Genomic DNA, 23,143 nt, shown 5'->3' with positions numbered 1-23,143 from the left:
CGATTTCACAAATTTCGACATATATGAAGATGTATTCATAGAAAATTAAATCCCCAACTTATTTAATAACTTGGGGATTTAAATACTCGTAACTGTGCTATTATTATCCAACCAATTATTTCAGTCTATTATCAGAAAAGAGCATATTTGTAACTTGATCTAACACCTTTAATGCTGTTAATGAACCTCGAATTAGCCGAGTAGCTGCAAGCGGTTGTCTAAGCATTGCCATTGCTAAAGGGAAAGGGTTTAGGGAGCCATCAGAGTTAATTGCTGATGTGAGATCGGGGATATCGTGCTGACAATCGTCACTGACTACTCGCAGCATTGCCACTGCAACTCCAGCCACCTTGAAAAACTCTAAGGCAGTAAATCCTTCCATATCAACAACATCAGCCGCCAAAGTCTCACCCAAACGAAGTTTTTCGGCAGCAGACCAAATCATGCGATCGCTAGTTAATGACTTGACTAATGATACTTTTTGTGATATATGAGAGTGCAATTGTGCTGTGAAAGTGCGATCGCACTCTAGAAGCTTCCCTTGATAAATACAATCTTGATACAGCACAATATCACCAACTCTGTAGCGATCACTCAAGCTGCCACAGATACCCATAATCAGCACGCTAGATTTGGGAGCTACAAATTGTCCTTGGTGCAGATATTTAAGTAACGGCTTCATCCCAACAGGTATGGCTACTACTGTTGGGATGGAACCAGTAACGCCGCTTAATCCGCGACAAACAGCTTTATATTCTGCTCCTTGAGGTACCAGAATAGTGTTGATGGGCAAAAAATTATGCACTAGCCCTCTCACTCTCAATATTCTGAAGTTTGCGTTTGGGTATTAACTCAAGGGTACGGAGGGCGATGTTGGCAAGTCTGGGTAGTAATTGTGGTTGGAGTAGTCGGGGGTCATACTTGCTCATCCGGCGCTGATTTTCTCCCAGACAAATGCTGAGAAATTTTTCTAGTGTGAGGTTTTTGGTAAAGATGTCAGCACCTGTGACAGCGAAGCCAGTTTTACTAGGATCATCATTGCCAAAGACGGCAATCAAATTACTGAGAGCCTTGCCGTATTGCCAAAGGGTTTTGGCGCTTCGTAATGGGATGAATCCCTGGCCACGATGAATTTGTGTATAGGTAAACCAGTTGACAAAAAAAACAATATGACGTGTTTCTTCATCTATGATGGGATCAAAGATAGTGAAAATAGATTCTGGAAAAACATTAGCTTCACGGGCGATCGCAAATAACCCGTAAGCAAAGAAAGTATCCAGACACTCTTCAAAGCCAAAACGCGTAAAGACTGGCTCGATATTTTGGGGAACTTGAATTGGTTGACGTTTTGGTATTTCGATGCCGTAACGATCAATTAATGTTTGAAGTAGACGGGCGTGGCGTAATTCTTCTTCACCTTGGAGAGCGATCGCACTTTGTAAAATAGGATCGCTCACCGTTGCTGCGTAGCCACTAACTATTGCTCCAGCTTGTCTTTCTGTATCTAGAGCTTTCTCCCAGAAGGGAATACTGCGTAAGAAACTCAAGGCTGTATCGTCCAAATCTGGCCAGGGGAGAGACTCAGGTTCGTATTCCCTGTAGCTTTCGGTAAAGCTCCGGCAGAATAATTCCTTATGCTCGACAGAACCAAGTTTCATCTTTGAAGTTTCCTTTTGTATTAAAGATTGGGTCATATCTGAGTGACAATAAGTAATATTGCTGGTTAGAAAGCATTGGGCATTGGGCATTGGGCATGGAGAATAGACAAGGGAGACAAGGAAGAAGGGGGAGACTTAGTTCAATAATTCCCCCTGCTCCTCCTGCCTCCTGCCTCCTGCCTTCTCTTATAACCAAAGCTTGCAAACCGAAAGTGCTGTAGCATGACTAAATAATTGTGTCACCCACACGATAATTTTCCAAGATGGTAAAGCTTCGTAACTCCAAATCCGCACGAGAAGTATTCAATATTTCCAAATTAGCGATTCAATTTTCGTGGCTGACGGTGAGTTTTTGGATTGCCGTAACGGTAGCTGGGATTCTGGCTTTCAGTTCTCTTAAGTATGCTTTGTTTCCAGATATTACCTTTCCAGTGGTGGTTGTGAATGCTACAGCCCCCCTGATAACTGCCTTGGATACAGAGACGAAGCTCACCAAACCCCTGGAAGAACGCCTCCGTTCCCTAGAAGGACTGGAGAATATCCGCTCATCCACCTATCCCAGTCAAACAGCCGTTAGCCTTTCTTTTGCCGTTGGTACGAATTTAGAAACATCAACCAAAAAGGTGGAAACTGCTCTCAAGCAGTTGACTCTACCTCAAGGAGCGACTTCTAAAATTATTCCTCTGAACCTGAACGAGTCAGCCGCCATTAGCTATGCCATTGAGAGTCCCACCCGGAATCTTACAGATTTGACAAAGTTGGCGAAAGACGAGATTGTAAGTGCGATCGCTAAACTACCAGGAGTCCTAAAAGTCTCACTGTTGGGTGGTGCGACTGCAACTGCTCCCCTAAATCCAGCCAATGTGGGTGCAGCAGCCATCCCCCAAGCAGGCGCAACATTAGTCAGGTTTAACGGCCAAGATGCACTCGCATTTCAGGTAATCAAACGCGGTAGCGCTAACACCTTAGAAGTTGTGAGTAGAGTTGAGGAAGAAGTCCAAAGACTACGCTCTACCCTCAAGGATATCAAACTCACCTTAGCTGCTACCCAAGCAAAATATATCCGCCAAGCCACCCAGTCAACTATCGATGCTTTGCTAGAAGCAGTCTTGTTGTCCATCGTGGTAATTTTTCCTTTTTTGTGGAATTGGCGAGCCACCCTAATTTCTGCCTTGGCGATTCCTACGTCTTTGTTGGCGACGTTTATCGTCATGGCAATTTTCGGTTTCAACTTAGAAACAATTACGCTGTTAGCTTTAGCTTTGGTGATTGGGAGTATTGTTGATGATGCGATCGTGGATGTAGAAAACATCATGCGACACATTGAAGATGGTGAAACTCCTCGCCAAGCGGCGCTTTTAGCAACCAATGAGATTGGATTAACAGTCACCGCCGCCACGTTGACAGCAGTAGCGGTTTTTCTGCCCATAGGTTTAATGGGTGGTGTAATTGGGCAGTTTTTCAAGCCCTTTGGCATCACTGTTTCAGCCGCGATGCTTGCTTCTATGCTAGTTGCTCGGACTTTATCTCCAGTTCTGGCTATTTACTGGCTAAAACCTAAACCCTCACTCTCCCCGCGTCGGGAAGCAAAAAGTTGGGTCGCATTTGCCCAATCTTACAAAAGCTTGCTGAGTTGGTCTTTGAATCACCGGAAGATAGTTGTCGGGTTAGCTGTACTCAGTTTTATTGCAGGTATAGCGCTGATTCCACTAATTCCCAAAGGATTTATTCCCAAACTCGATCGCGGTGAATTCAATATTGCTTATACTGCTCCTTTACCGAGTATTCCCGATTTTGCTAAAGGGGGGCAAGGAGGACAAGGGAGCAATATCCCCAATTCCCAATTCCCAATTCCCAATTCCCAATCCCCAATTCCCAATCCCCAATCCCCAATCCCCAATCCCCAATCCCCAATCCCCAATCCCTTAAACGATTCTCTTGAAGTTGCTAAAAAACTAGAAGATGTAGTCAGAAAATCACCAGCAGTTGAAACGGTATTTACTACTGTTGGTTCTCGTGAGGGTGAGCCGAATAAAGGCACACTATATATAAAGTTAAAGGAAGACCGCACAATTACAACTGGAGAACTACAAGACCAATTCCGCTCCACTTTACCTGTCCTTTCTGGGGTAACTACCAGTGTGGAAGATATTCAGTTTGTTGATTCTGGCGGTCAAAAACCTCTCCAAATAGCTTTGCGCGGTGACGATCTTCAAGCTTTAAGTAAAGCAGTCAAGGCAATTAAAGAGAGAATTCAGAGATTACCAGGATTTGCCGATGTCACAGTTACAGGTGAAACAAATCCTCAAGGTGAGGTATTTCAAATCGAGCGTCTGAATAATCAGCGAGTAGCTTATGTCAGTGCTAATCTTGGCAAGGGTCTATCTTTGGGTGATGCTACTGATAAAGTGGTAGCTGAAGCTAAGGCGGTGTTACCTTCTAATGTTTCGTTAAATTTAGGAGGAGACTCGGCTAGCCAAGGTGAGGTTTTTAGCAGTTTTGGCAGTACTTTGGCTTTATCTGCCTTGTGTATTGTTGTAGTACTAATTTTGCTGTTCAAAAGCTGGGTAGACCCTCTAGTGATTGGTGTATCTTTGCCTTTAGCACTGGTGGGGGCAATGTTGGCACTACTGATCACTAAGAACGATTTTGGAATGATCTCACTGATTGGTTTTGTCTTTTTGCTGGGGCTGGCCAATAAAAATGCCATCTTGCTTGTGGATTATATCAACCAGTTACGCAATGCTGGCACAGAACGCACAGAGGCAATCCTCAACACTGGATTAGTGCGCCTCAGACCAATTATGATGACCACTGCCTCCACCATTTTGGGGATGCTACCGATCGCATTGGGTTTTGGTGCAGGTTCGGAATTGCGATCGCCTATGGCTGTAGCGATCGCTGGTGGACTCGTAACTTCAACTATCCTCAGCTTGATTGTTGTGCCGGTAGTCTACACTATTTTAGATGATTGGTTTCCCCGCTTTCAGACAAGAGAGAGAAGTTGATGCAAGTTTTTGTCACGGGGGGTACAGGTTTTATTGGTGCCCACTTGGTACGGTTGTTACTGAAAGAGGGTTACACAGTCAAAGCGCTGGTACGCTCAAGTAGCAATTTGGAGAATCTACGCGGTTTAGAGGTAGAAATTGTCAAAGGCGATTTGAACGATCCAAATCTTTGGCAACAGATGAGAGGTTGTAAATATCTATTTCATGTCGCAGCCCATTATTCTCTATGGCAAACAGACCGAGATTTACTTCACCATAATAATGTTCTGGGTACGCGCAATATCTTGGTAGCAGCTAATAAAGCTGGTATTGAACGTACCGTTTACACCAGTTCAGTAGCGGCAATTGGGGTAGGATCGTTTGGTCAAGTCGTTGATGAAACATATCAGAGTCCCCTAGAAAAGTTGGTGGGTAACTACAAAAAGTCTAAGTTTCTGGCTGAACAAGAAGCGATGCAAGCTGTTGCTACAGGTCAAGAGGTAGTTATAGTCAATCCCAGCAGCCCCATTGGATCGTTGGATATCAAACCTACCCCCACAGGTGATATAATCTTACGGTTTTTACGACGGCAAATGCCCTTTTACTTGGATACTGGTCTTAATTTTATCGATGTGCGGGATGTAGCCTGGGGGCATTTACTGGCCTTGCAACGAGGTAAGCCAGGCGATCGCTATATCTTAGGTCATCAAAATCTAAGTCTCAAAGAACTACTCGAACAACTTGCCGATATTACAGGTTTGATCGCACCTCAACGCACAGTACCCGCTTGGTTGCCCTTTACTGCTGCCTGGGTTGATGAAAATATTCTCGCACCCTTGGGAAAATCGCCCTCAGTACCATTGGATGGCGTTCGGATGGCAAAACAACCAATGTATTACAATGCTGCAAAGGCTGTACGAGAGTTGGGTCTACCTCAATCCTCGCTGAAAGCAGCACTCAAAGATGCTGTGGATTGGTTTGTTGCTCAGGGCTATGTCAACCCCTCTGGGGAATTCAAAATTAAAAATTGAAAATTCAAAATTAAAGACCTCACAGATAAATCTTGGGGTTGGAAACGTGGTGTTTTGATCAACAGAGGAGTAATAGAATGGCAGTTAATCTACAACAAGCTATGGATATCGGGAAGTATCTGGTTACTCAGCGTTTGAAAGGACGTAAACGCTTCCCCTTAGTATTGATGTTGGAACCTCTTTTTCGTTGTAATCTAGCCTGTACTGGTTGTGGTAAAATCCAACATCCCAAGGAAATATTAAAGCAAAATCTCACCCCAGAACAGTGTTTTGCCGCAGTGGAAGAGTGCGGCGCACCCGTTGTCTCAATTCCTGGGGGAGAACCTCTGCTACACCCCCAGATTGATCAGATTGTTCAAGGATTAATTGAGCGCAAGAAATATATTTACTTGTGTACCAATGGTTTGTTGTTAGAAAAGAGCCTGGATAAGTTTCAACCTTCCCCTTACCTGACTTTTAGTGTCCATTTAGATGGAATGCGCGAGTTACACGATCATTGTGTAGACCGCCAAGGTGTTTTTGATATTGCGGTCAAAGCCATTCGCGCCGCTAAAGCTAAAGGTTTTCGTGTCACCACTAACACAACTATCTTTGAGGGTACTAAACCCCAAGACATGCAAGAGTTTTTCGACTTTCTGGAAACCCTAAATACTGACGGGATGATGATTTCTCCCGGCTACAGTTACGAGTGGGCACCAGATCAAGATCATTTTCTCCACCGCGAACAAACCCGCAGCCTCTTCCGGCAAATTCTGGCTCCCTACAAAGCTGGTGAAAAAAACTGGAACTTCAATCACAATCCACTGTTCTTAGATTTTCTTACTGGTGAGAAGGACTACGAATGCACGCCTTGGGGTAGCCCTAGTTATAGTGTTCTCGGTTGGCAAAAACCTTGTTATTTGCTGAACGAAGGTTATTACTCTACCTTCAAGGAATTATTAGCACAAACCGATTGGAGTCAATACGGCCAGAAGAGTGGTAATCCCAAGTGTGCCGATTGTATGGTTCACTGCGGCTACGAACCCACCGCCGCAATGGATGCAATGCAACCGCAAAATATGGCGCGTGCCCTAGGCAGTGTGTTTGGCAGAAATTAATAATCAGGGGGAAAGGGGAAAAGGAACCCCATATTTAAAAACCTTGTTTTTACCCCTATCTTTTTAATCTCTCGCTTCGTTGTCAACCCGCCTTGGAATTTATTCCAAGGCTAATAGTTCAATTCCTTTTAATGACGTAGATGTTGAGATAGGACTTACAAAAACAATACAAAACTCTGATTTACTAGTAGGGGCAATTCATGAATTGCCTCTACTGCATTTACTATTGCGGAAGTCATACTAGAGTTTGTATGTTAGGGAAAATATAAAGTCCACTTGAGTGGACTTTAACTGTTACAAAATACAGAATGTGAGTAATAATAAATATTTAAAAACAGCCTAGCGCTAGATTTTATCAATCTTTTCAATCACTATCCACTTAATTTAGGAACTTCCAGAAAATAGATTATCCAATTTAATCAGATAATATAGGAATCCGGTTTGATTTTTGAATAAAAGTAGGTATTTGTAGTGGCGTGGCAAGGCTAAAATAGTGCATTAGTAAAAAAACAGAAAAATTGATTTATCTTGATTTTCTCAAAAATTTATTGCAACAATTTAGCCTTGCCACGCCACTACGTATCTGTTCAGAATTCAAATAGGAATCCTATATATATTTTTCCTTCTCTCTCTGCCCCCTGCTCCCCTGCCTACACAGTGATAGGATATTTTTTTAGTTGGAAGTCCCTTACCTGGCTTTACTTGGAACACCAGTAAACGCGAAAAACTGTTGTTCTTTGGGTGCAGCTAAACTTTCACCAAGGTAACGATGAATACCTACTCCTATGTCTCCGGTTGCGGTGAGTTTGAAGTTCACTTCTTCAAATCCATATTCACGGAAAAATTTACGCACAGTTTCAGAGTGGGGAATACCGTTAGAGTGTCCACGAGTCCAAATTACAAAAGCACCTTGTTTGCTCAGAAAACTCAGGTTTGCTAGCAAGCGATTTAGTTCAGCTTCATCTGCAAGATTGCCGAATACACCACAGACAATCACAATGTCTGCTGGGACTGCTCCTACATAGTTAGAGGAGAGAGTTGCATCACCATTGATAAACTCAATTTGTTTTGTCAAACCCAAAGATTCTATTGTTTGTTGTCCACGTTCAACTAGGTGTGGATTTAACTCTACGAGTCGGGCATAAACATCTTTTGCTCGTGGGTGATTTGATAGCGTTCCTAGCAAATCTCGTCCATCGCCCGCGCAAACACTAACTACACGGATTAACCCTGGTTTGGACAAATTTAAGCTATGGGAAATGTATTCCTGCACAATTTGCAAGCGTTGTTGCAATTTTGGTTCGTTCTTGTAGAGGTCGTGCCATTCAAACCAGTCTTTTACCATAGGAAGTAATTTCCGTTGCCATTAATCACAAGTTTGCAAAATTACAGACATACGTGTAACTCAAAACTACGAAAATTGTATCAAAAAACCGTAGTTTGTTTTGAACACAGAGTATCATGAAAAATTCTCCAAAATCAAGCCTTTTTTCTTTATAAAGTTGAAAGCAGAGACGCGAAGAAATTGCACTTATTACCTTGTATGGATGCAATGCAGCCGTAAATATGCTGTGTGACCGTGACGGAAGATACCAAGTAGCAAATACTACGAAAATTCAAGGTACGATACCTGCGGCGGGCTACACCTACGTATTCCTTAAGGGATTTCCCTGAAAGAAATTTCCGGTATTTTTAGAGTGCCGAGAAGTTAAAACCAAAAAGTAAAGTTATGTAAAGGAAATTAACAAACATAACAATAATTTGTAATAAATAATGACGCGGCAGCATTGTATAAAGAGAACTTGGAAGTAAAAAACAACATCTTAATCAGGTTTTCCAGTCGTTCATAGAAGTTTGAAGTTTTTTAACAAAAGTTTTAATCTGAAAGCCTGGAGATCGTAAACTTATTTCGTGGATGTCTGTTTTAGACCTTTCGTAACTCGTCAGGCAGTGCTGACATCAAAAAAGCTGAACCATTCAGTTTTGAGTCCAATTATTCTTAACCAAGCAAAGTAGGAGATTTAACGCAATGGTTTTAGATGCATTTGCAAAAGTAGTTTCCCAAGCTGATACACGTGGGGAATACCTCTCCGATGCACAATTGGATGCATTGAGTGAACTAGTCAAAGATGGTAACAAGCGTGCAGATGCTGTTAACCGTATTACCAGCAATGCTTCCGCTCTTGTTGCTGCTGCGGCTCGTGATTTGTGGGCAGAACAACCCCAATTGATCACTCCCGGTGGTAATGCTTACACCAGCCGTCGCGCTGCTGCTTGCATCAGAGACTTGGACATCATTCTTCGCTACATCACATACGCAATCTTCGCTGGCGATTCCAGCGTGTTAGATGATCGTGCGCTCAACGGCTTGCGTGAAACCTACTTGGCATTGGGAACCCCAGGAGCTTCAGTTGCTGTTGGTATTCAAAAGCTGAAAGCAGCTTCCCTAGCAATTGTTAACGATACAAACAACATCACCAGAGGCGATTGCAGCGCTTTATCAGCTGAAATCGCTAGCTATTTTGATCGTGCTGCTTCAGCAGTAGCTTAAGGCAAATATTGCTGCTATTGACTGAGATAATTGTCCATTAGGACAAAACAAAATTTCAACCAAAAGTTTGTAAAAGGGAAATACCAAAAATGACAAAAACACCTCTAACTGAAGCAATTGCATCGGCTGACTCTCAAGGTCGTTACCTCAGCAGCACCGAAATTCAAGTTGCTTTTGGTCGCTTCCGTCAAGCTCCAGCTAGCTTACAAGCAGCAAAAGCATTGAGCGCTAATGCTCAACGCTTGACCGAAGGTGCTGCTCAAGCAGTATATAACAAGTTCCCTTACACCACTCAACAACAAGGCCCTAACTTCGCATCTGATGCACGCGGTAAAGGCAAGTGTGTTCGTGATGTTGGCTACTACTTGCGGATTATCACATACGCTTTAGTTGTTGGTGGTACAGGCCCCTTGGACGATTTCTTGATTTCTGGCTTGGCTGAAATCAACCGGACTTTCGACCTATCTCCTAGCTGGTACATTGAAGCTCTCAAGTACATCAAAGCTAACCACGGTCTAAGCGGCGACCCAGCTGTTGAAGCAAATTCCTACATCGACTATGTAATCAATACTCTAAGCTAGAGTGTTTCTTTAGCCCGGAGAGGAAATCAGCTCTTATGACAAGTGAGTTCTATGAGTTGCTTACCTCTCCGGGCAGTTTTATTTTCAAAAGACTGTTAAAAAACTAGAAAAAAATTTTCTAAAAAGTTTTCAGTTTTGCAGTTAAAACTGAGGAGGTTTAAAGATGGCAGCTTTGGGACAAGCAGCAAGACTAGGGATTGGAGCATTTGAAAACTCACCACCTGTAGAACTACGCCCCGATAGAACTGAAGCAGATGTAGCAGTGGTTATCCGGGCAGCTTACCGCCAGGTTTTGGGTAATGCATACCTCCTAGAAGGAGAGCGTCTAGAGAGTGCAGAATCGCTTTTGCAGCAAGGTTTAATCTCGGTTCGGGGATTTGTGCAAGCTATTGCTCAATCGGAACTCTATCGGGACAAGTTTTTTTACTCCAACTCGCAAACTCGGTTTATCGAGTTAAATTATAAGCATTTATTGGGGCGTGCCCCAGAAGATGAGTCAGAGATTTCGTACCATGTTGAGCTTTATAACTCACAAGGTTACGAAGCTGAAATTAATTCTTACATTGACTCATTAGAATATCAAGAAAGTTTTGGCGAAAATGTTGTGCCCTACTATCGAGGCTTTAAAAGTCAAGTAGGACAGAAGAACGTTGGATATAGCCGACTGTTTCAACTGTATCGTGGTTATGCAAATAGCGATCGCGCCCAAGGACAAAAACAAGGACGGCTAACCTGGGAAGTCGCTAAAAATCTAGCTTCACCCATTTATCCAGTCTCCGCTGGAGCCTTAACCGGTCTTTCTACAGGTGGTCGTGGGGAAACATATCGCATCAGAGTGCTACAAGCAGCTTCCCCCAACTCAACTGTAGTGCGCCGTGGTACTGCGGAATTGATCGTACCCTACGAGCAACTGTCTAGTAAATTGCAGCAGTTGAATCGTAAGGGCAGTAAAGTTATTAGCATTACTGCCGTATAAATAGAGACTGGGGACTGGGGACTGGGGACTGGGGACTAGGAATTGGGACTAAGAGGATAAAGGGGATAACCAATACCTAATACCCAGTACCCAATCCCCGATCCCTAATTCCCAGTCCCCAATTATTAATTACAAAAGGAAAATTACCAATGGCTATTACAACAGCAGCGTCCCGTCTAGGAACGGAACCTTTTAGCGACCAATCTCCTGTAGAATTGCGTCCCAATGCAAGTAAAGAAGATATAGAGAGAGTAATCGCTGCCGTCTATCGTCAGGTGTTGGGCAACAACTATATATTGGCATCTGACCGCCTTACAAGTGCTGAATCTATCCTGCGCGATGGAAAAAATACAGTGCAAGAATTTGTGCGCCAAGTCGCCAAATCAGAACTGTACAAATCCAAGTTTTTCTACGACAATTTCCAAACTCGCGTTATCGAACTGAACTATAAACATTTGTTGGGTCGTGCCCCTTATGATGAGTCTGAAGTGGTCTATCACTTGGACTTGTACCAAAACAAGGGATATGAAGCTGACATCGATTCTTATATTGATTCGCCAGAGTATCAATCTAGCTTTGGTGAAAATATAGTTCCTTACTATCGCGGCTTTAACACCCAAACAGGACAGAAAACTGTAGGATTCAGCCGGATATTCCAACTTTATCGCGGCTATGCCAGTAGCGATACTTCCCAACTCAAAGGCAAATCCTCTCGCCTTGCTGCCGAACTAGGTCGCAATAGTGTATCTGTTGTTGTTCCTCCATCTGGTGCTTCTTCAGGTTTTTCATACGTTGCTTCCGAAAAAGGCGTTACCCCCAACAGTACTTTTGGTGGTGCGGGAACATTTGGTAAAGAAGGCAGACTCTACCGTATTGAAGTAGCAGGTGTTTTTGGTGCTGGTTATCCTAGCACACGCCGTGTTAATCAAGCGGTGGTAATACCTTATGAAGAACTATCTAGTTACTTCCAGAGAGTGGTAAAACAAGGTGGTAAAATAGCTAGTGTGAAACCACTTTAGTGTCATTTGTCAATAGTCATTAGTCATTGATTAATGACTATTGAAAACTTAAAATTTGAAATTTGGAAGTGATTTATGGTTGGACAAATTAGTAGTAGAAATAGTAATCGCTCCTTCCGATATGAAGTAGTAGGTTTGCGCCAAAGCGAAGAAACCCAAAAAAACAACTATCCGATTCGTTCTAGTGCCAGTGTATTTTTTACAGTGCCTGAAAACCGGATGAATCAAGAAATGCAGCGAATTACTCGCTTAGGTGGCAAAATAGTTAGTATTCAGCCATTAAACGCTGAAACGACAAATAGCGAACAAAGCGATCATCCTTCTTCCTAATGAATTCCAGTCCACAGAAATTTGAAGATTTATCCGCGACAGGTGAAAATGCCGATGGTGGATCTTTAACAGTAGAACAAGCGATCGCAAATCTAGAAAGTGAAGATTTAGGCTTGCGATTTTATGCTGCCTGGTGGTTGGGTAGGTTTCGGATAGGTGAACCAGCTGCGGTTACAGGACTGATCAAAGCTTTAGAGGATGAAGCCGACAGAACACCAGAAGGCGGATATCCTCTAAGACGGAACGCAGCTAGAGCCTTGGGAAAACTAGGCGATCGCCAAGCAGTCTCACCTTTAATTACGTGTTTAGATTGCTCAGATTTTTATGTGCGGGAAGCAGCAGCACAATCCCTAGAAATGCTAGGCGATCCGGTTTGTATTCCTGCCCTGATCAAACTATTAGCAGCAGGTTTACATGGAGAACAGCTTGTCTCACAGCAACCTGATTTATCTCAACCCTACGAGGCCATTTTAGAAGCTTTGGGAACCTTGAGGGCGACTGAATTCACCTCTTTGGTAAAACCATTTTTAGAGCATCCAATTGAATTGGTGCAATATGCCGCTGCACGAGCGATGTATCAATTAACCCAAGAACCAGCTTATGGAGAACGGTTGGTAAAGGCTTTGGCGGGTGAGAGATTGCAATTGCGTCGAGCAGTGTTAGCAGATTTGGGAGCCATTGGATATTTACCCGCAGCAGATGCGATCGCACAGACTCTTGCTGAAAATAGCCTGAAACTCATTTCTCTCAAAGGATTACTAGAACATCAAGTCAATCACACAACACCAACCACTTTGTCAGAAGATGCGATTAAAGTGATTAATTTGATGGACTCGCTATTGTAGTCATAAATTGTAGAGAGTAAGTTGTTATTAATACGTTACACAAAAATGTTTATCTATGATAAACCCCCAACCCAACTGCAAAATCAGGGTTAGGGGGTTTATGTGTGATGTCAAATACGGATAACTTAAGCTACAATTGGCTGACGGCTAATTACTCATGAAAAATTGCTATGAATAACAGCGAGCTTGCCCAAATATTGATCCGTGCTGTACAAGAAGCAGATTCGTCAGAGCGCTTAGTAGACGCAGTTCAAGAGTTAGCAGCAGCCGGTATAGAGGAATCTGTTCCTACTCTAATTGCAGCTTTGGGCTACAACAATCCAGGGGCGGCGGTGGCGGCGGTAGATGGACTAATTGCGATCGGGGAAGCCGCAGTATCGCCACTATTGGAACTAATTGATGACTATAACTATGGTGCTAGAGCTTGGGCGCTTCGTGCCTTAGCGGGAATTGGCGATGTTCGGGCACTAGATACCTTGTTAGAGGCAGCAAAAACCGATTTTTCCTTAAGTGTGAGGCGGGCAGCTGCTAGAGGATTAGGAACTTTGCGCTGGCATCAAGTACCGCCTGAGAAAGTAGAATCTGTTCAGACTGAGGTATTAGAGGCGCTATTATTAATTTCTCAAGATCCAGAATGGGTAGTCCGTTATGCAGCAGTGACGAGTTTAGAAACATTAGCCATTGCAATCGCAGTTACTTTACCCGATCAAGCGTTGCGGATTACAAATCAACTTCAGCAAATGCTCGATACAGATGCCGATCTTGGAGTTCGCACCCGTGCCAAGTTTGCACAGCAAAAAATTCAGCCGCAACAACATCAAGAAGTATTTGCACCGAAAAGAAAGTTACAAGAAACTGAAGTTGAAGTGCCTCATCGTGGTGGTGGTAGACGTTAAACAATTCAAAATTTCTAGCAATAGGATAATTCGACTTAGTGGTTATAAACCTCGTGTATACGAGGTTTTACCCGTTTATACGGGCTAAAAATAAAGGGTTTAACCCTTTGCTAATTTTTTTTAGCTCAAATCGCTAGTATTTTTTATGTAGCCACGTTCGTCCTTGGTGTGCCGGAGGCATCATTCTATTCACTGCGACCGTGCTGTAAAATTAATCAGACAATAAAGACTGAATTTCTGCCTGGATATTGCCACGGGCAGAGGGTTCGGCGAACTCTAACATTAAAGGCGTAAAATAGATATGCGATCGCTGTAAAAATCGTTCTAAAACTTTCTGACGACCCATGATATAGTCCTTTTCTGGAAGCCAGCCATATTCCTGGCGAATAGCATGGGCATATTCTTCATATTCCACTGAGTGAGCAGCTAAAATCGCTAAATCTGCATCAATTAGAACTTGGCTATCACAGTCGTTCACCGCAGCTTGGTGGTCTTTAGTATTCAAAATGAGACGCGTAACAGTAGTTATAGTACTTTCTGGAATATCTAAAGTATTCAGCAACTCAAAAGCATAGTCTGCGCTTCGCTCTTCATTATCTTTAGCTTCAGTGTCATACACTACATCGTGAAACCAGGCAGCTAGTTGAACAGCAGCTAGGTTATTGGTGTAGCCTTGTAAAATCTGAATTGTGCTGAGAACGCGATCAATGTGTTTTAGTGTATGGTAGTAGCGACTAGGGATAGAGTAAGCTGCAACCAACGAATTAAAGGCTTTTTCAGCCGCTACCTGGTCAACACCAAAAGATTGGAGTGTATGTTGCCAGTTAGAAAATAAAATATCCATAAAGTTTTCTGTAGGCATAGAGTGAGTATACCCATTCTTAGTATTGGAAAAAACAAGTACATCCTGTTCAAAACACAGAGGGAAGATCCAATGAGAGAAAAAGCTGGAAAATCCTTCCCTTCTGCTCAATTATCCGTGTTCCTCAAAATTTTGCTTGTTAAAAGCCACTACTTAGAATTCTCTTGCTGTCAGACTTAAATTGTAACTGGCAAACCATTTAGATATGGTGACAGCTAAATGAAAGCGTCAAAATAGAAGACACAGGCTTTGTACAAAAAGCCTTGCCTTGATTAACGGAGTTTATTATCAGTGGTATTACAAGTACAAACAAGCAGCTACGAAGCTAAAACCCAAGAAATTGCTAAACAACTTCTAGCAGCAACGCAGGAAAATCGTTCGTTTTTTTCTTCCCTGCGGGATCAAATGCGCTGGGATGATAAATTACTAGCTTGGGCGATGAGTAATCCTGGGTTACGGGTGCAATTATTTCGCTTTATAGATACCCTACCTGCTTTACACAGTAAATCAGAAATTGCCTCACATTTACAAGAATATTTAGGAGATGAATCTGTAGAATTACCGGCAGCTTTGAAGGGAATGCTAAACTTTGCTAACCCCGACTCGATGCCAGGACAAGTTGCTGCTACAACCGTTGGTACAGCCGTTGAGACTCTTGCTCATAAATATATTTCTGGGGAAAATATAAAACAAGTCATCAAAACAGTTGAACGACTGCGAAAAGAAAAAATGGCTTTCACCATTGATTTACTTGGTGAAGCGGTGATTACCGAAGCCGAAGCGCAGTCTTATCTAGAACGCTATCTAGAATTAATGCAACAATTGGTAGAAGCATCAAAGAATTGGGCAGCTATCCCGGCTATTGATGAGGCTGATGGCGAATTGATACCCAAAGTTCAGGTTTCTGTTAAATTAACGGCGTTTTATTCACAATTTGACCCATTAGATGCTAAAGGTAGTGAGGAGCGAGTTAGCGATCGCATTCGGATTCTCTTACGTCGTGCTAAAGAGTTGGGCGCAGCTGTGCATTTTGATATGGAACAGTATGCTTATAAAGACATAACTCTCAGCATCTTGAAAAAACTCTTACTAGAAGAAGAATTTCGGCAACGCACAGATATTGGCATGACAATTCAAGCATATCTGCGTGATAGCGAACAAGATGCCAAAAACGTAATTTCTTGGTTAAAAGAACGCGGTTATCCCCTGACAATCCGCTTGGTGAAAGGCGCATATTGGGATCAAGAAACTATCAAAGCAGCCCAGAAGCATTGGAAACAGCCAGTTTACAACGATAAGGCGGCAACTGATGCTAACTTTGAAACCATCACTCAGTTATTGCTAGAAAATCATCAATATGTGTATTCTGCTATTGGTAGCCATAATGTGCGATCGCACTCTCGCGCCATTGCCATAGCTGAAAGTTTAAATGTCCCCCGCCGTCGCTTTGAATTACAAGTCCTCTACGGTATGGGTGATAAAGTTGCTAAGGCATTGGTTGACAGGGGTTATCGAGTTAGAGTTTACTGTCCCTACGGTGAATTGTTGCCGGGAATGGCGTATTTAATTCGCCGATTGTTGGAAAATACAGCTAATAGTTCATTTTTACGCCAAAATCTCGAAAATAGACCAATTGAAGAGTTATTAGCGCCGCCAATTGTCAAAGAAGAAAAATCTTTAACTCCTAACTCTCATTTCCTCGGTGCGGCTGATACCGATTATGCGGTGGAAGAGATAAGAACAAAAGCGGCGCAAGCTTTCCAAAGCGTTCGTCAACAATTGGGTAAAACTTATTTGCCGTTGATTAATGGGGAATATGTTAATACGCCGGAATTTGTTGATTCTCTCAACCCTTCTAATTTCAGTGAAGTAGTTGGTAAAGTAGGCTTAATCAGCGTTGAACAAGCTGAACAAGCCATGCAAGCAGCCAAAGCAGCATTTCCTGGGTGGAGAAAAACACCCGCGAAACAACGCGCTGATATTTTGCGGAAAGCAGGTGATTTGATGGAACTCCGCCGCGCCGAACTTTCAGCTTGGATAGTTTTGGAAGTTGGGAAACCAGTTAAGGAAGCTGATGGAGAGGTTTCGGAAGCGATAGACTTTTGTCGGTACTATGCTGATGAGATAGAACGGCTAGACAAAGGTGTTAATTATGACCTTGCTGGGGAAACTAATCGTTATATCTACCATCCACGGGGGATTGTTGTAGTAATTTCTCCCTGGAATTTTCCGCTTGCGATCGCATGTGGAATGACTGTTGCAGCTTTGGTTTCAGGGAATTGTACTCTTCTTAAACCTGCGGAAACATCTTCTGTAATTACCGCAAAACTCACCGAAATTTTAATAGAGGCTGGTTTTCCCAAAGGTGTGTTTCAATACGTGCCAGGGAAAGGTTCGCAAGTCGGTGCTTACTTAGTAAATCATCCTGATACTCATGTAATTGCTTTTACGGGTTCTCAAGAAGTTGGCTGTCGAATTTACGCAGAAGCCGCAATATTGAAACCTGGACAAAAGCACATGAAACGTGTGATTGCTGAAATGGGTGGCAAAAATGCCATCATTGTCGATGAAAGTGCTGATTTAGACCAAGCAGTTGTGGGAGTAGTGCAGTCGGCATTTGGTTACAGTGGACAAAAATGTTCTGCTGCTTCCAGGGTGATTGTGCTGGAACCGATTTATGAAGCCTTTGTGCAACGATTGGTAGAAGCGACAAAATCCTTGAACATTGGGGAAGCAGAGTTACCTAGTACCCAAGTTGGGCCTGTGATTGATGCCAATGCCCGCGATCGCATCCGCGAGTATATTGAGAAGGGTAAGGCAGAAGCACAATTAGCCTTGGAATTACCAGCACCCGAACAAGGATATTTTATCGGGCCTGTGATTTTTAGTGAAGTATCGCCAAATGCGGTAATTTCCCAGCAGGAAATTTTTGGCCCTGTGCTGGCGGTAATTCGGGTAAAAGATTTCCAGGAAGCTTTAGCAGTCGCCAACGGGACAAACTACGCCTTAACTGGCGGACTTTATTCTCGAACACCTTCGCACATTCAGCAGGCGCAGACAGAGTTTGAAGTTGGGAATTTGTACATTAACCGCAATATTACCGGAGCGATCGTTGGACGGCAACCCTTTGGTGGATTCAAACTTTCTGGAGTCGGTTCTAAAGCAGGTGGTCCTGATTACCTATTACAATTCCTAGAACCACGCGCGGTAACAGAAAATATTCAGCGCCAAGGTTTTGCACCAATTGAAGGTGCAGATTAAACTACAAAAGTAGTAAGGGCATATATTCCAATAGGTTTGGGTTAAAGCTTAATCTTCCCTAACTATCCTAGAACTTACGCAAACAGAAAGATTTCCAGGTAGAGGCAATTCATGAATTGCCCCTACAATATTTAGTTTTGCGTAAGTCCTACATCCTTAAAAAGGTATCCCAGCACATCCCAAATTTAGGTTACTTTCCCTCTGGAAAGGTAAAATCAGGGTTTGAAGCTATGAGTACACGATTTATCTGTTTTAGTATGAACAAAAAATGGGCGGTCAAGCGAATCACTATAAACCTGGCATCAAATGAAGCCAAGAACCTCGAAAAATATTGTGAACAGACAGGCAGACCAGCGACGGATGTGATTAGAGAACTCATTCGAGCCTTACCACAGACGAAATAAAAGTAGATTTGTGAACCATTTCACTTTGGTTCGATTCTCAAGATATAAATATTAGAATTTGGGTAATTTTTGGAGAGGCAGGTAAAAACTGAGTAAAGGCGTGCTACGCTCGCCGTAAAAGATCGCAGCACGCCGAAAACAAGCTGATGTGATAACTCTATATTTAGATTTAGTTACAAAATGAGGGCTGAGAAACTGTTTATACGGTTCGGCGACTATTTTAGTCTGTCGTCACTTCCATCAAAGAATAATTTCTAATCCTTGTTTTTTAGTATTTTCGCAACAAACAACAGCAAAGAAAGTAGCAAATATCCAGTTGGAAGTGTTTAATTTTATGATTACCGCTCTTGAATTACTCTTGTGAGAGTAAACTGAAAACCTTTGTCCAAATCTACAACACCTTCTACTATAGTCATGATTTTTCTGGACTGGGATTTGACAGGTCAAGGTAAGGCTTCAATCAGTTCACGAATCACGTCTATTGCTGGTTTGCCTGTTTGTTCACAATACTTTTCAAGGTTCTGAGCTTCATCTAATGTCAAGTTTAAGGTGATTCGCTTAAGCGCCTTTTTCTTGCTGGAGGTTGCCAAATGGGGAAATTTAAGTGCAGCAGTTTTATTCATTGATTGATAGGCTAGATATATACAAACTTTCTTTATCAAGCTTGCCAATTTTGAAACGTCTTTACCAGTGAAAATCAAGATTTTGAGATTGAACTTAAGCGTTAAGCCCCAAACACATTACTGAAAATAGAAGGTATTAAATTACTAGTAGCATACGGAACAAATCAACTATTGCGGTTGGTGCAAGAAGCTTTTGGCTGAAGACCTTGTATCAGCAACGATCCACAGTCCAGATTTTATGTTAAATAAGTTGTGTTAAATTACCGAAACAATTAGATTGCTAAAGATGGCTGAGATTAGTAAGCATTTTGGACATACAACTATTTGAAATTTTCTGCAAGATGAAATTGTTTCTTTGTGATAGCTATCACCTCATATCTATAGCAACCTAGTAGATAATCCTTTTAGTTAAAGGCGATTACCCAAACGTGAGTTAATAAATGACTTTACAAAATTGGAGACGAAAGCGTGGCGTTGCACTTACTACCAAGGGTTTACAAAAAATTAAGGAAGCCAAGCATCAGTCGGAAGCAAAAGAAAATTTTGGAAACAGATATACTCTCGAAGAAATGAGTGCCCGCTCCGGGTTATATTCTGCTACCATCTCGAAAGTCTTGAATCGGGAAGGAGGGGTTGATAAACAAACTATTGAAAAGCTTTTTTCAGCTTTCAATTTAAAAATAGATAAAAGTGACTATTTAAGCTCAATTAATCGTCTAGATTGGGGAGAAGCCATCTTTAACCCAGTTTTTTATGGACGTACAGAGGAACTTACTACTCTAGAGCAATGGATTCTCAATCAACACTGCCGATTGATTGCACTATTAGGGATAGGAGGTATTGGGAAAACCACGCTGTCTATAAAGCTTGCTCAACAGATTCAGGAAAACTTTGAGTATGTGATCTGGCGATCGCTACGAGAAGCCCCACCCGTTACAATTATTCTAAGTAACCTGCTCCAATTTTTATCTGACGAGCAGGAAACAGAAGGTAACTTACCAGAAAACTTTAGTGATCGGGTATCAAGACTCCTCTACTATTTGCAAAATCATCGCTGTTTGCTGATCCTTGATAATACAGAGTCAATTCTCCGCAGTGGTAGCCGCGCCGGACTTTATCGAGAAGGATATGAAGAATACGGTGAGCTTTTAAGACGGATAGGAGAAGCAACTCACCAAAGCTGCTTAGTGCTGACTAGTCGTGAAAAACCGAAAGAAGTGGCATTACTGGAAGGAGAAGCATTATCTGTTCGTTCGCTACCACTGAGTGGCTTGAAGGTAGCAGAAGGACAAGAAATCTTAAAACTCAAAGGGCTATCTGCGGCAGAGGATGAATGGAAAGTAATGATTGAACGCTATGCAGGTAATCCACTAGCTTTGAAGATAGTTGCCACAACGATTCAAGATATTTTTAATGGTAATGTCACTGAATTTTTGCAACAGGACACGGCTGTTTTTGGCGACATTCGCGATATTTTAGAGCAGCAGTTTGAGCGCTTGTCAGATTTAGAAAAGGATATTATGTACTGGCTAGCGATTAATCGGGAGTCGATTACACTCTCAGAGTTGCGAGAAGATATTGTATCACCAGTACCACAAGCAAAATTACTAGAGGCTCTAGAATCTTTAGGAAGGCGATCGTTAATCGAGAAAGCTACGCCTACACAAATTGGAAAAACTGGATTACTTTTTACCCTCCAGCCTGTGGTCATGGAGTATGTAACTAGTAGCTTGATAGAACAGGTATGTGAAGAGATTCTCACTCAGAATATTTATTTATTCAGGAGTAAAGCTCTAACAAAAGCGACAGCAAAAGAATATGTTAGGGATACTCAAATTCGCTTTATCATCAAACCAGTTATAGATGGGCTGCTTACTGCCTTTAGAAGTAAAAAAAACTTAGAAAATCACTTAGCTCAAATTTTAACAACGCTACGAGAGATATCTCCTCTAGAACAAAGTTATACAGCAGGAAATGTCTTTAACTTGCTTTATCATTTAGAAACGGATCTCAGTAGTTATGATTTTTCTTATCTAACTATTTGGCAAGCCGACTTGCAGCATATAAAGTTGCATAATGTAAATTTTGCTCATGCTCATCTAGCTAAATGTGTTTTTATTGAAACCTTTGGTGGTATTTTTTCGGTAGCTTTTAGTCCGAATGGTAAACTTTTAGCTACTGGTGATACCAATGGAGAAATTCGCTTGTACGAAGTTGCTAATAGTCAGCAACTTATGACTTGTAAAGGTCATACTGGTTGGGTTTGGTCAGTCACATTTAGTCCCGACGGTCAGGTTCTTGCCAGTGGTAGTAATGATCAAACGATAAAACTGTGGGATATCAGTAATGGTCAGTGTCTAAAAACTTTGGAGGATCATCGTGGTGGGGTTCGTTCAGTTACTTTTAGTCCCGACGGTCAGATTCTTGCTAGTGGTAGTGATGACCAAACAGTGAAGCTGTGGAATATCAGCACGGGCAAATGTCTGAAAACTTTACAGGAAAACGGTTGTAGTGTATGGTCTGTTGCCTTTAGTCCAAAAGGTAATATGTTGGCAAGTGGAAATGATGACTATAAGGTAAGGCTGTGGGACATTAACAGCAGTTCATGTATTCACACTTTAGAGGGTCACACTCAGTGGGTATACTCAGTCACTTTTAGCCCTGATGATAATACACTAGCTAGCGCCAGCCATGACCAAACAGTTAAACTTTGGGACACGAGTACTGGCAAATATATTAAAACTTTGCAGGGGCATACAGACTTAGTACATTCCGTTACCTTCAGTGTAGATGGTAGGGCTCTTGTTAGTTGCGGCGAGGATCAAACAGTTAGGGTATGGGATTTCGTGAGTGGTCAATGCCTTAAAACTCTACAAGGGCATAAAAGTAGGGTATGGTCATTAGCAATATGTATAAATCAAAATATTTGTGCTAGTAGCAGTGATGACCAAACGGTAAAGTTATGGAATATTACTACTGGTCGATGCATTAAGACTTTCCAGGGTTACAACAATGGGATATGGTCAGTTGCTGTCAGCCCAAATGATAATATGCTTGCCAGTGGTAGTAATGATCAAACAGTGACACTGTGGAATGTTACAACTGGTAAGTGTCTTACAACTTTGCAGGGACATGGTAGGAGAGTCACATCAGTTGTGTTTAGTCCTGATTCTCACTTGCTTGCTAGTGGCAGCGAAGACCAAACAATAAGAGTATGGGATCTAAGTAATAATAAATGTCTTAAAATTTTGAAAGGACATAGTAATCGAGTTACATCGGTTACTTTTAGTGCCGACAGCTATTTTTTGGCCAGTGGTAGCGATGACCAAACAATAAGAATATGGGATATCACAACTGGTCAATGCCTCAATATTTTACGAGAACATAGCGGTAGAACATGGTCAGTCATCTTCAGCCCTGAAAATCATATATTAGCTAGTGGTAGTCATGACGGGACAGTGAAACTCTGGGATATCCGTATTGGCAAATGCCTTCATACTTTACACAGTCATACCGAATGGGTTTGGGCAGTTGGCTTCAATTCAAATGGTGGTATGCTAGCTAGCGGTAGCGGAGATAAAACAATTAAACTCTGGCATGTCAGCACTGGTAAGTGTCTTAGAACCTTGCAAGATCATACAAATACTGTCTATTCAGTCGCTTTCAGTTCAGATGGTCGCATACTGGCGAGTGGTAGTGGAGACCAAACAGTTAAGCTTTGGGACGTTAACACAGGTAGGTGTTTAAGAACTTTAGTAGGACATACTAGATGGGTTTGGTCAGTTACCTTTAGTTCCGATGGTCAGACTGTGGTCAGTTGTAGTGAAGATGAGACAATTAAGATTTGGGATGTACAAACAGGTGAATGTTTGAAAACTTTGAGAAGTAAAAATCCTTACGAGGGAATGAATATCACTAGTATAAGCGGGTTAACTGAGTCTCAGAAGGATACTTTAAAAACTTTAGGAGCAGTTGAGTATTAAAGGAGACTTAATATTAGAGTTATAATACAGAGTCAAGCC

At 42.2% G+C, this 23,143-nt stretch carries 18 protein-coding genes; 13 read left to right on the top strand and 5 right to left on the bottom strand.

The features are described from left to right. Window positions 1-115: 115 nt before the first annotated feature. Window positions 116-805: a 5'-methylthioadenosine/S-adenosylhomocysteine nucleosidase family protein gene (locus tag H6G86_RS17545; RefSeq protein WP_190935391.1), complete on the bottom strand. Its 690-nt coding sequence runs from the start codon at window positions 803-805 to the stop codon at window positions 116-118. Then, window positions 798-1,658: a ferritin-like domain-containing protein gene (locus tag H6G86_RS17540; protein WP_190935390.1), complete on the bottom strand. Its 861-nt coding sequence runs from the start codon at window positions 1,656-1,658 to the stop codon at window positions 798-800. The genes H6G86_RS17545 and H6G86_RS17540 overlap by 8 nt, the downstream gene beginning before the upstream one ends. A 263-nt stretch (window positions 1,659-1,921) precedes the next feature. On the opposite strand from H6G86_RS17540, the gene H6G86_RS17535 reads away from it, so the two are divergent. From H6G86_RS17535 to hpnH, 3 genes are all read left to right on the top strand, one after another. Next, window positions 1,922-4,666: an efflux RND transporter permease subunit gene (locus tag H6G86_RS17535; RefSeq protein ID WP_190935389.1), complete on the top strand. Its 2,745-nt coding sequence runs from the start codon at window positions 1,922-1,924 to the stop codon at window positions 4,664-4,666. Further along, entirely contained in the window at window positions 4,666-5,676 is a 1,011-nt protein-coding gene (hpnA, locus tag H6G86_RS17530) for a hopanoid-associated sugar epimerase (protein WP_190935388.1), read from the top strand. Before H6G86_RS17535 ends, hpnA begins: the two co-directional genes overlap by 1 nt. Before the next feature lie 77 nt (window positions 5,677-5,753). Continuing rightward, complete coding sequence (hpnH, locus tag H6G86_RS17525; protein ID WP_190935387.1) at window positions 5,754-6,773, top strand: adenosyl-hopene transferase HpnH; 1,020 nt, start codon at window positions 5,754-5,756, stop codon at window positions 6,771-6,773. 688 nt (window positions 6,774-7,461) lie between these two features. Here the strand turns inward: hpnH and H6G86_RS17520 are convergent. After that, window positions 7,462-8,118 (bottom strand): class I SAM-dependent methyltransferase family protein, encoded by a 657-nt coding sequence (locus H6G86_RS17520; RefSeq protein ID WP_190935386.1) that lies wholly within the window; start codon window positions 8,116-8,118, stop codon window positions 7,462-7,464. A 684-nt stretch (window positions 8,119-8,802) separates the two neighbouring features. Here H6G86_RS17520 and cpcB point away from each other — a divergent pair. The 7 genes from cpcB (at window position 8,803) to cpcF (ending at window position 13,971) form a co-directional block, all read left to right on the top strand. Next, window positions 8,803-9,324 carry a C-phycocyanin subunit beta gene (gene cpcB / locus H6G86_RS17515; RefSeq protein WP_012411561.1) on the top strand — a complete coding sequence of 174 codons (522 nt, stop codon included), beginning with the start codon at window positions 8,803-8,805 and terminating at the stop codon, window positions 9,322-9,324. Between the two features lie 89 nt (window positions 9,325-9,413). Then, window positions 9,414-9,905: a C-phycocyanin subunit alpha gene (gene cpcA / locus H6G86_RS17510; protein WP_012411562.1), complete on the top strand. Its 492-nt coding sequence runs from the start codon at window positions 9,414-9,416 to the stop codon at window positions 9,903-9,905. Window positions 9,906-10,068: 163 nt separating this feature from the next. Then, complete coding sequence (locus tag H6G86_RS17505; protein ID WP_190935385.1) at window positions 10,069-10,881, top strand: phycobilisome linker polypeptide; 813 nt, start codon at window positions 10,069-10,071, stop codon at window positions 10,879-10,881. Window positions 10,882-11,030: 149 nt separating this feature from the next. Then, window positions 11,031-11,900: a phycobilisome linker polypeptide gene (locus H6G86_RS17500; RefSeq protein ID WP_190935384.1), complete on the top strand. Its 870-nt coding sequence runs from the start codon at window positions 11,031-11,033 to the stop codon at window positions 11,898-11,900. Between the two features lie 75 nt (window positions 11,901-11,975). Beyond that, window positions 11,976-12,230 carry a rod-capping linker protein CpcD gene (gene cpcD / locus H6G86_RS17495; protein ID WP_190935383.1) on the top strand — a complete coding sequence of 85 codons (255 nt, stop codon included), beginning with the start codon at window positions 11,976-11,978 and terminating at the stop codon, window positions 12,228-12,230. Then, on the top strand, window positions 12,230-13,075 hold the full coding sequence (cpcE, locus tag H6G86_RS17490) for a C-phycocyanin alpha-cysteine-84 phycocyanobilin lyase subunit CpcE (protein ID WP_190935382.1): 846 nt from the start codon (window positions 12,230-12,232) through the stop codon (window positions 13,073-13,075). Before cpcD ends, cpcE begins: the two co-directional genes overlap by 1 nt. 170 nt (window positions 13,076-13,245) lie before the next feature. After that, window positions 13,246-13,971: a C-phycocyanin alpha-cysteine-84 phycocyanobilin lyase subunit CpcF gene (gene cpcF / locus H6G86_RS17485; RefSeq protein ID WP_190935381.1), complete on the top strand. Its 726-nt coding sequence runs from the start codon at window positions 13,246-13,248 to the stop codon at window positions 13,969-13,971. Window positions 13,972-14,182: 211 nt separating this feature from the next. Here cpcF and H6G86_RS17480 read toward each other — a convergent pair whose 3' ends face one another. Continuing rightward, a complete protein-coding gene (locus H6G86_RS17480) occupies window positions 14,183-14,833 on the bottom strand; it encodes an HD domain-containing protein (protein WP_190935380.1) in 651 nt (216 codons plus the stop codon). Window positions 14,834-15,124: 291 nt separating this feature from the next. Here H6G86_RS17480 and pruA point away from each other — a divergent pair, with 291 nt between their 5' ends. Together pruA and H6G86_RS17470 are read left to right on the top strand one after the other, a co-directional pair. Next, window positions 15,125-18,094 carry an L-glutamate gamma-semialdehyde dehydrogenase gene (gene pruA / locus H6G86_RS17475; protein WP_190935379.1) on the top strand — a complete coding sequence of 990 codons (2,970 nt, stop codon included), beginning with the start codon at window positions 15,125-15,127 and terminating at the stop codon, window positions 18,092-18,094. A gap of 257 nt (window positions 18,095-18,351) precedes the next feature. Continuing rightward, entirely contained in the window at window positions 18,352-18,498 is a 147-nt protein-coding gene (locus tag H6G86_RS17470) for a ribbon-helix-helix protein, CopG family (RefSeq protein ID WP_114083081.1), read from the top strand. A 443-nt stretch (window positions 18,499-18,941) separates the two neighbouring features. Here H6G86_RS17470 and H6G86_RS17465 read toward each other — a convergent pair whose 3' ends face one another. Then, window positions 18,942-19,121: a CopG family transcriptional regulator gene (locus tag H6G86_RS17465; RefSeq protein ID WP_179073760.1), complete on the bottom strand. Its 180-nt coding sequence runs from the start codon at window positions 19,119-19,121 to the stop codon at window positions 18,942-18,944. Between the two features lie 440 nt (window positions 19,122-19,561). Between H6G86_RS17465 and H6G86_RS17460 the strand changes: the two genes are divergently transcribed. Next, entirely contained in the window at window positions 19,562-23,104 is a 3,543-nt protein-coding gene (locus tag H6G86_RS17460; RefSeq protein ID WP_190935378.1) for a WD40 domain-containing protein, read from the top strand. The last annotated feature ends 39 nt before the right edge of the window (window positions 23,105-23,143 follow it).

Source organism: Nostoc sp. FACHB-133 (assembly GCF_014698055.1).
In the GTDB taxonomy this organism is placed as follows: Bacteria; Cyanobacteriota; Cyanobacteriia; order Cyanobacteriales; family Nostocaceae; genus Nostoc.
Note: the sequence above shows the minus strand (reverse complement) of the source record. Positions and strands in the feature narration are given on the sequence as shown.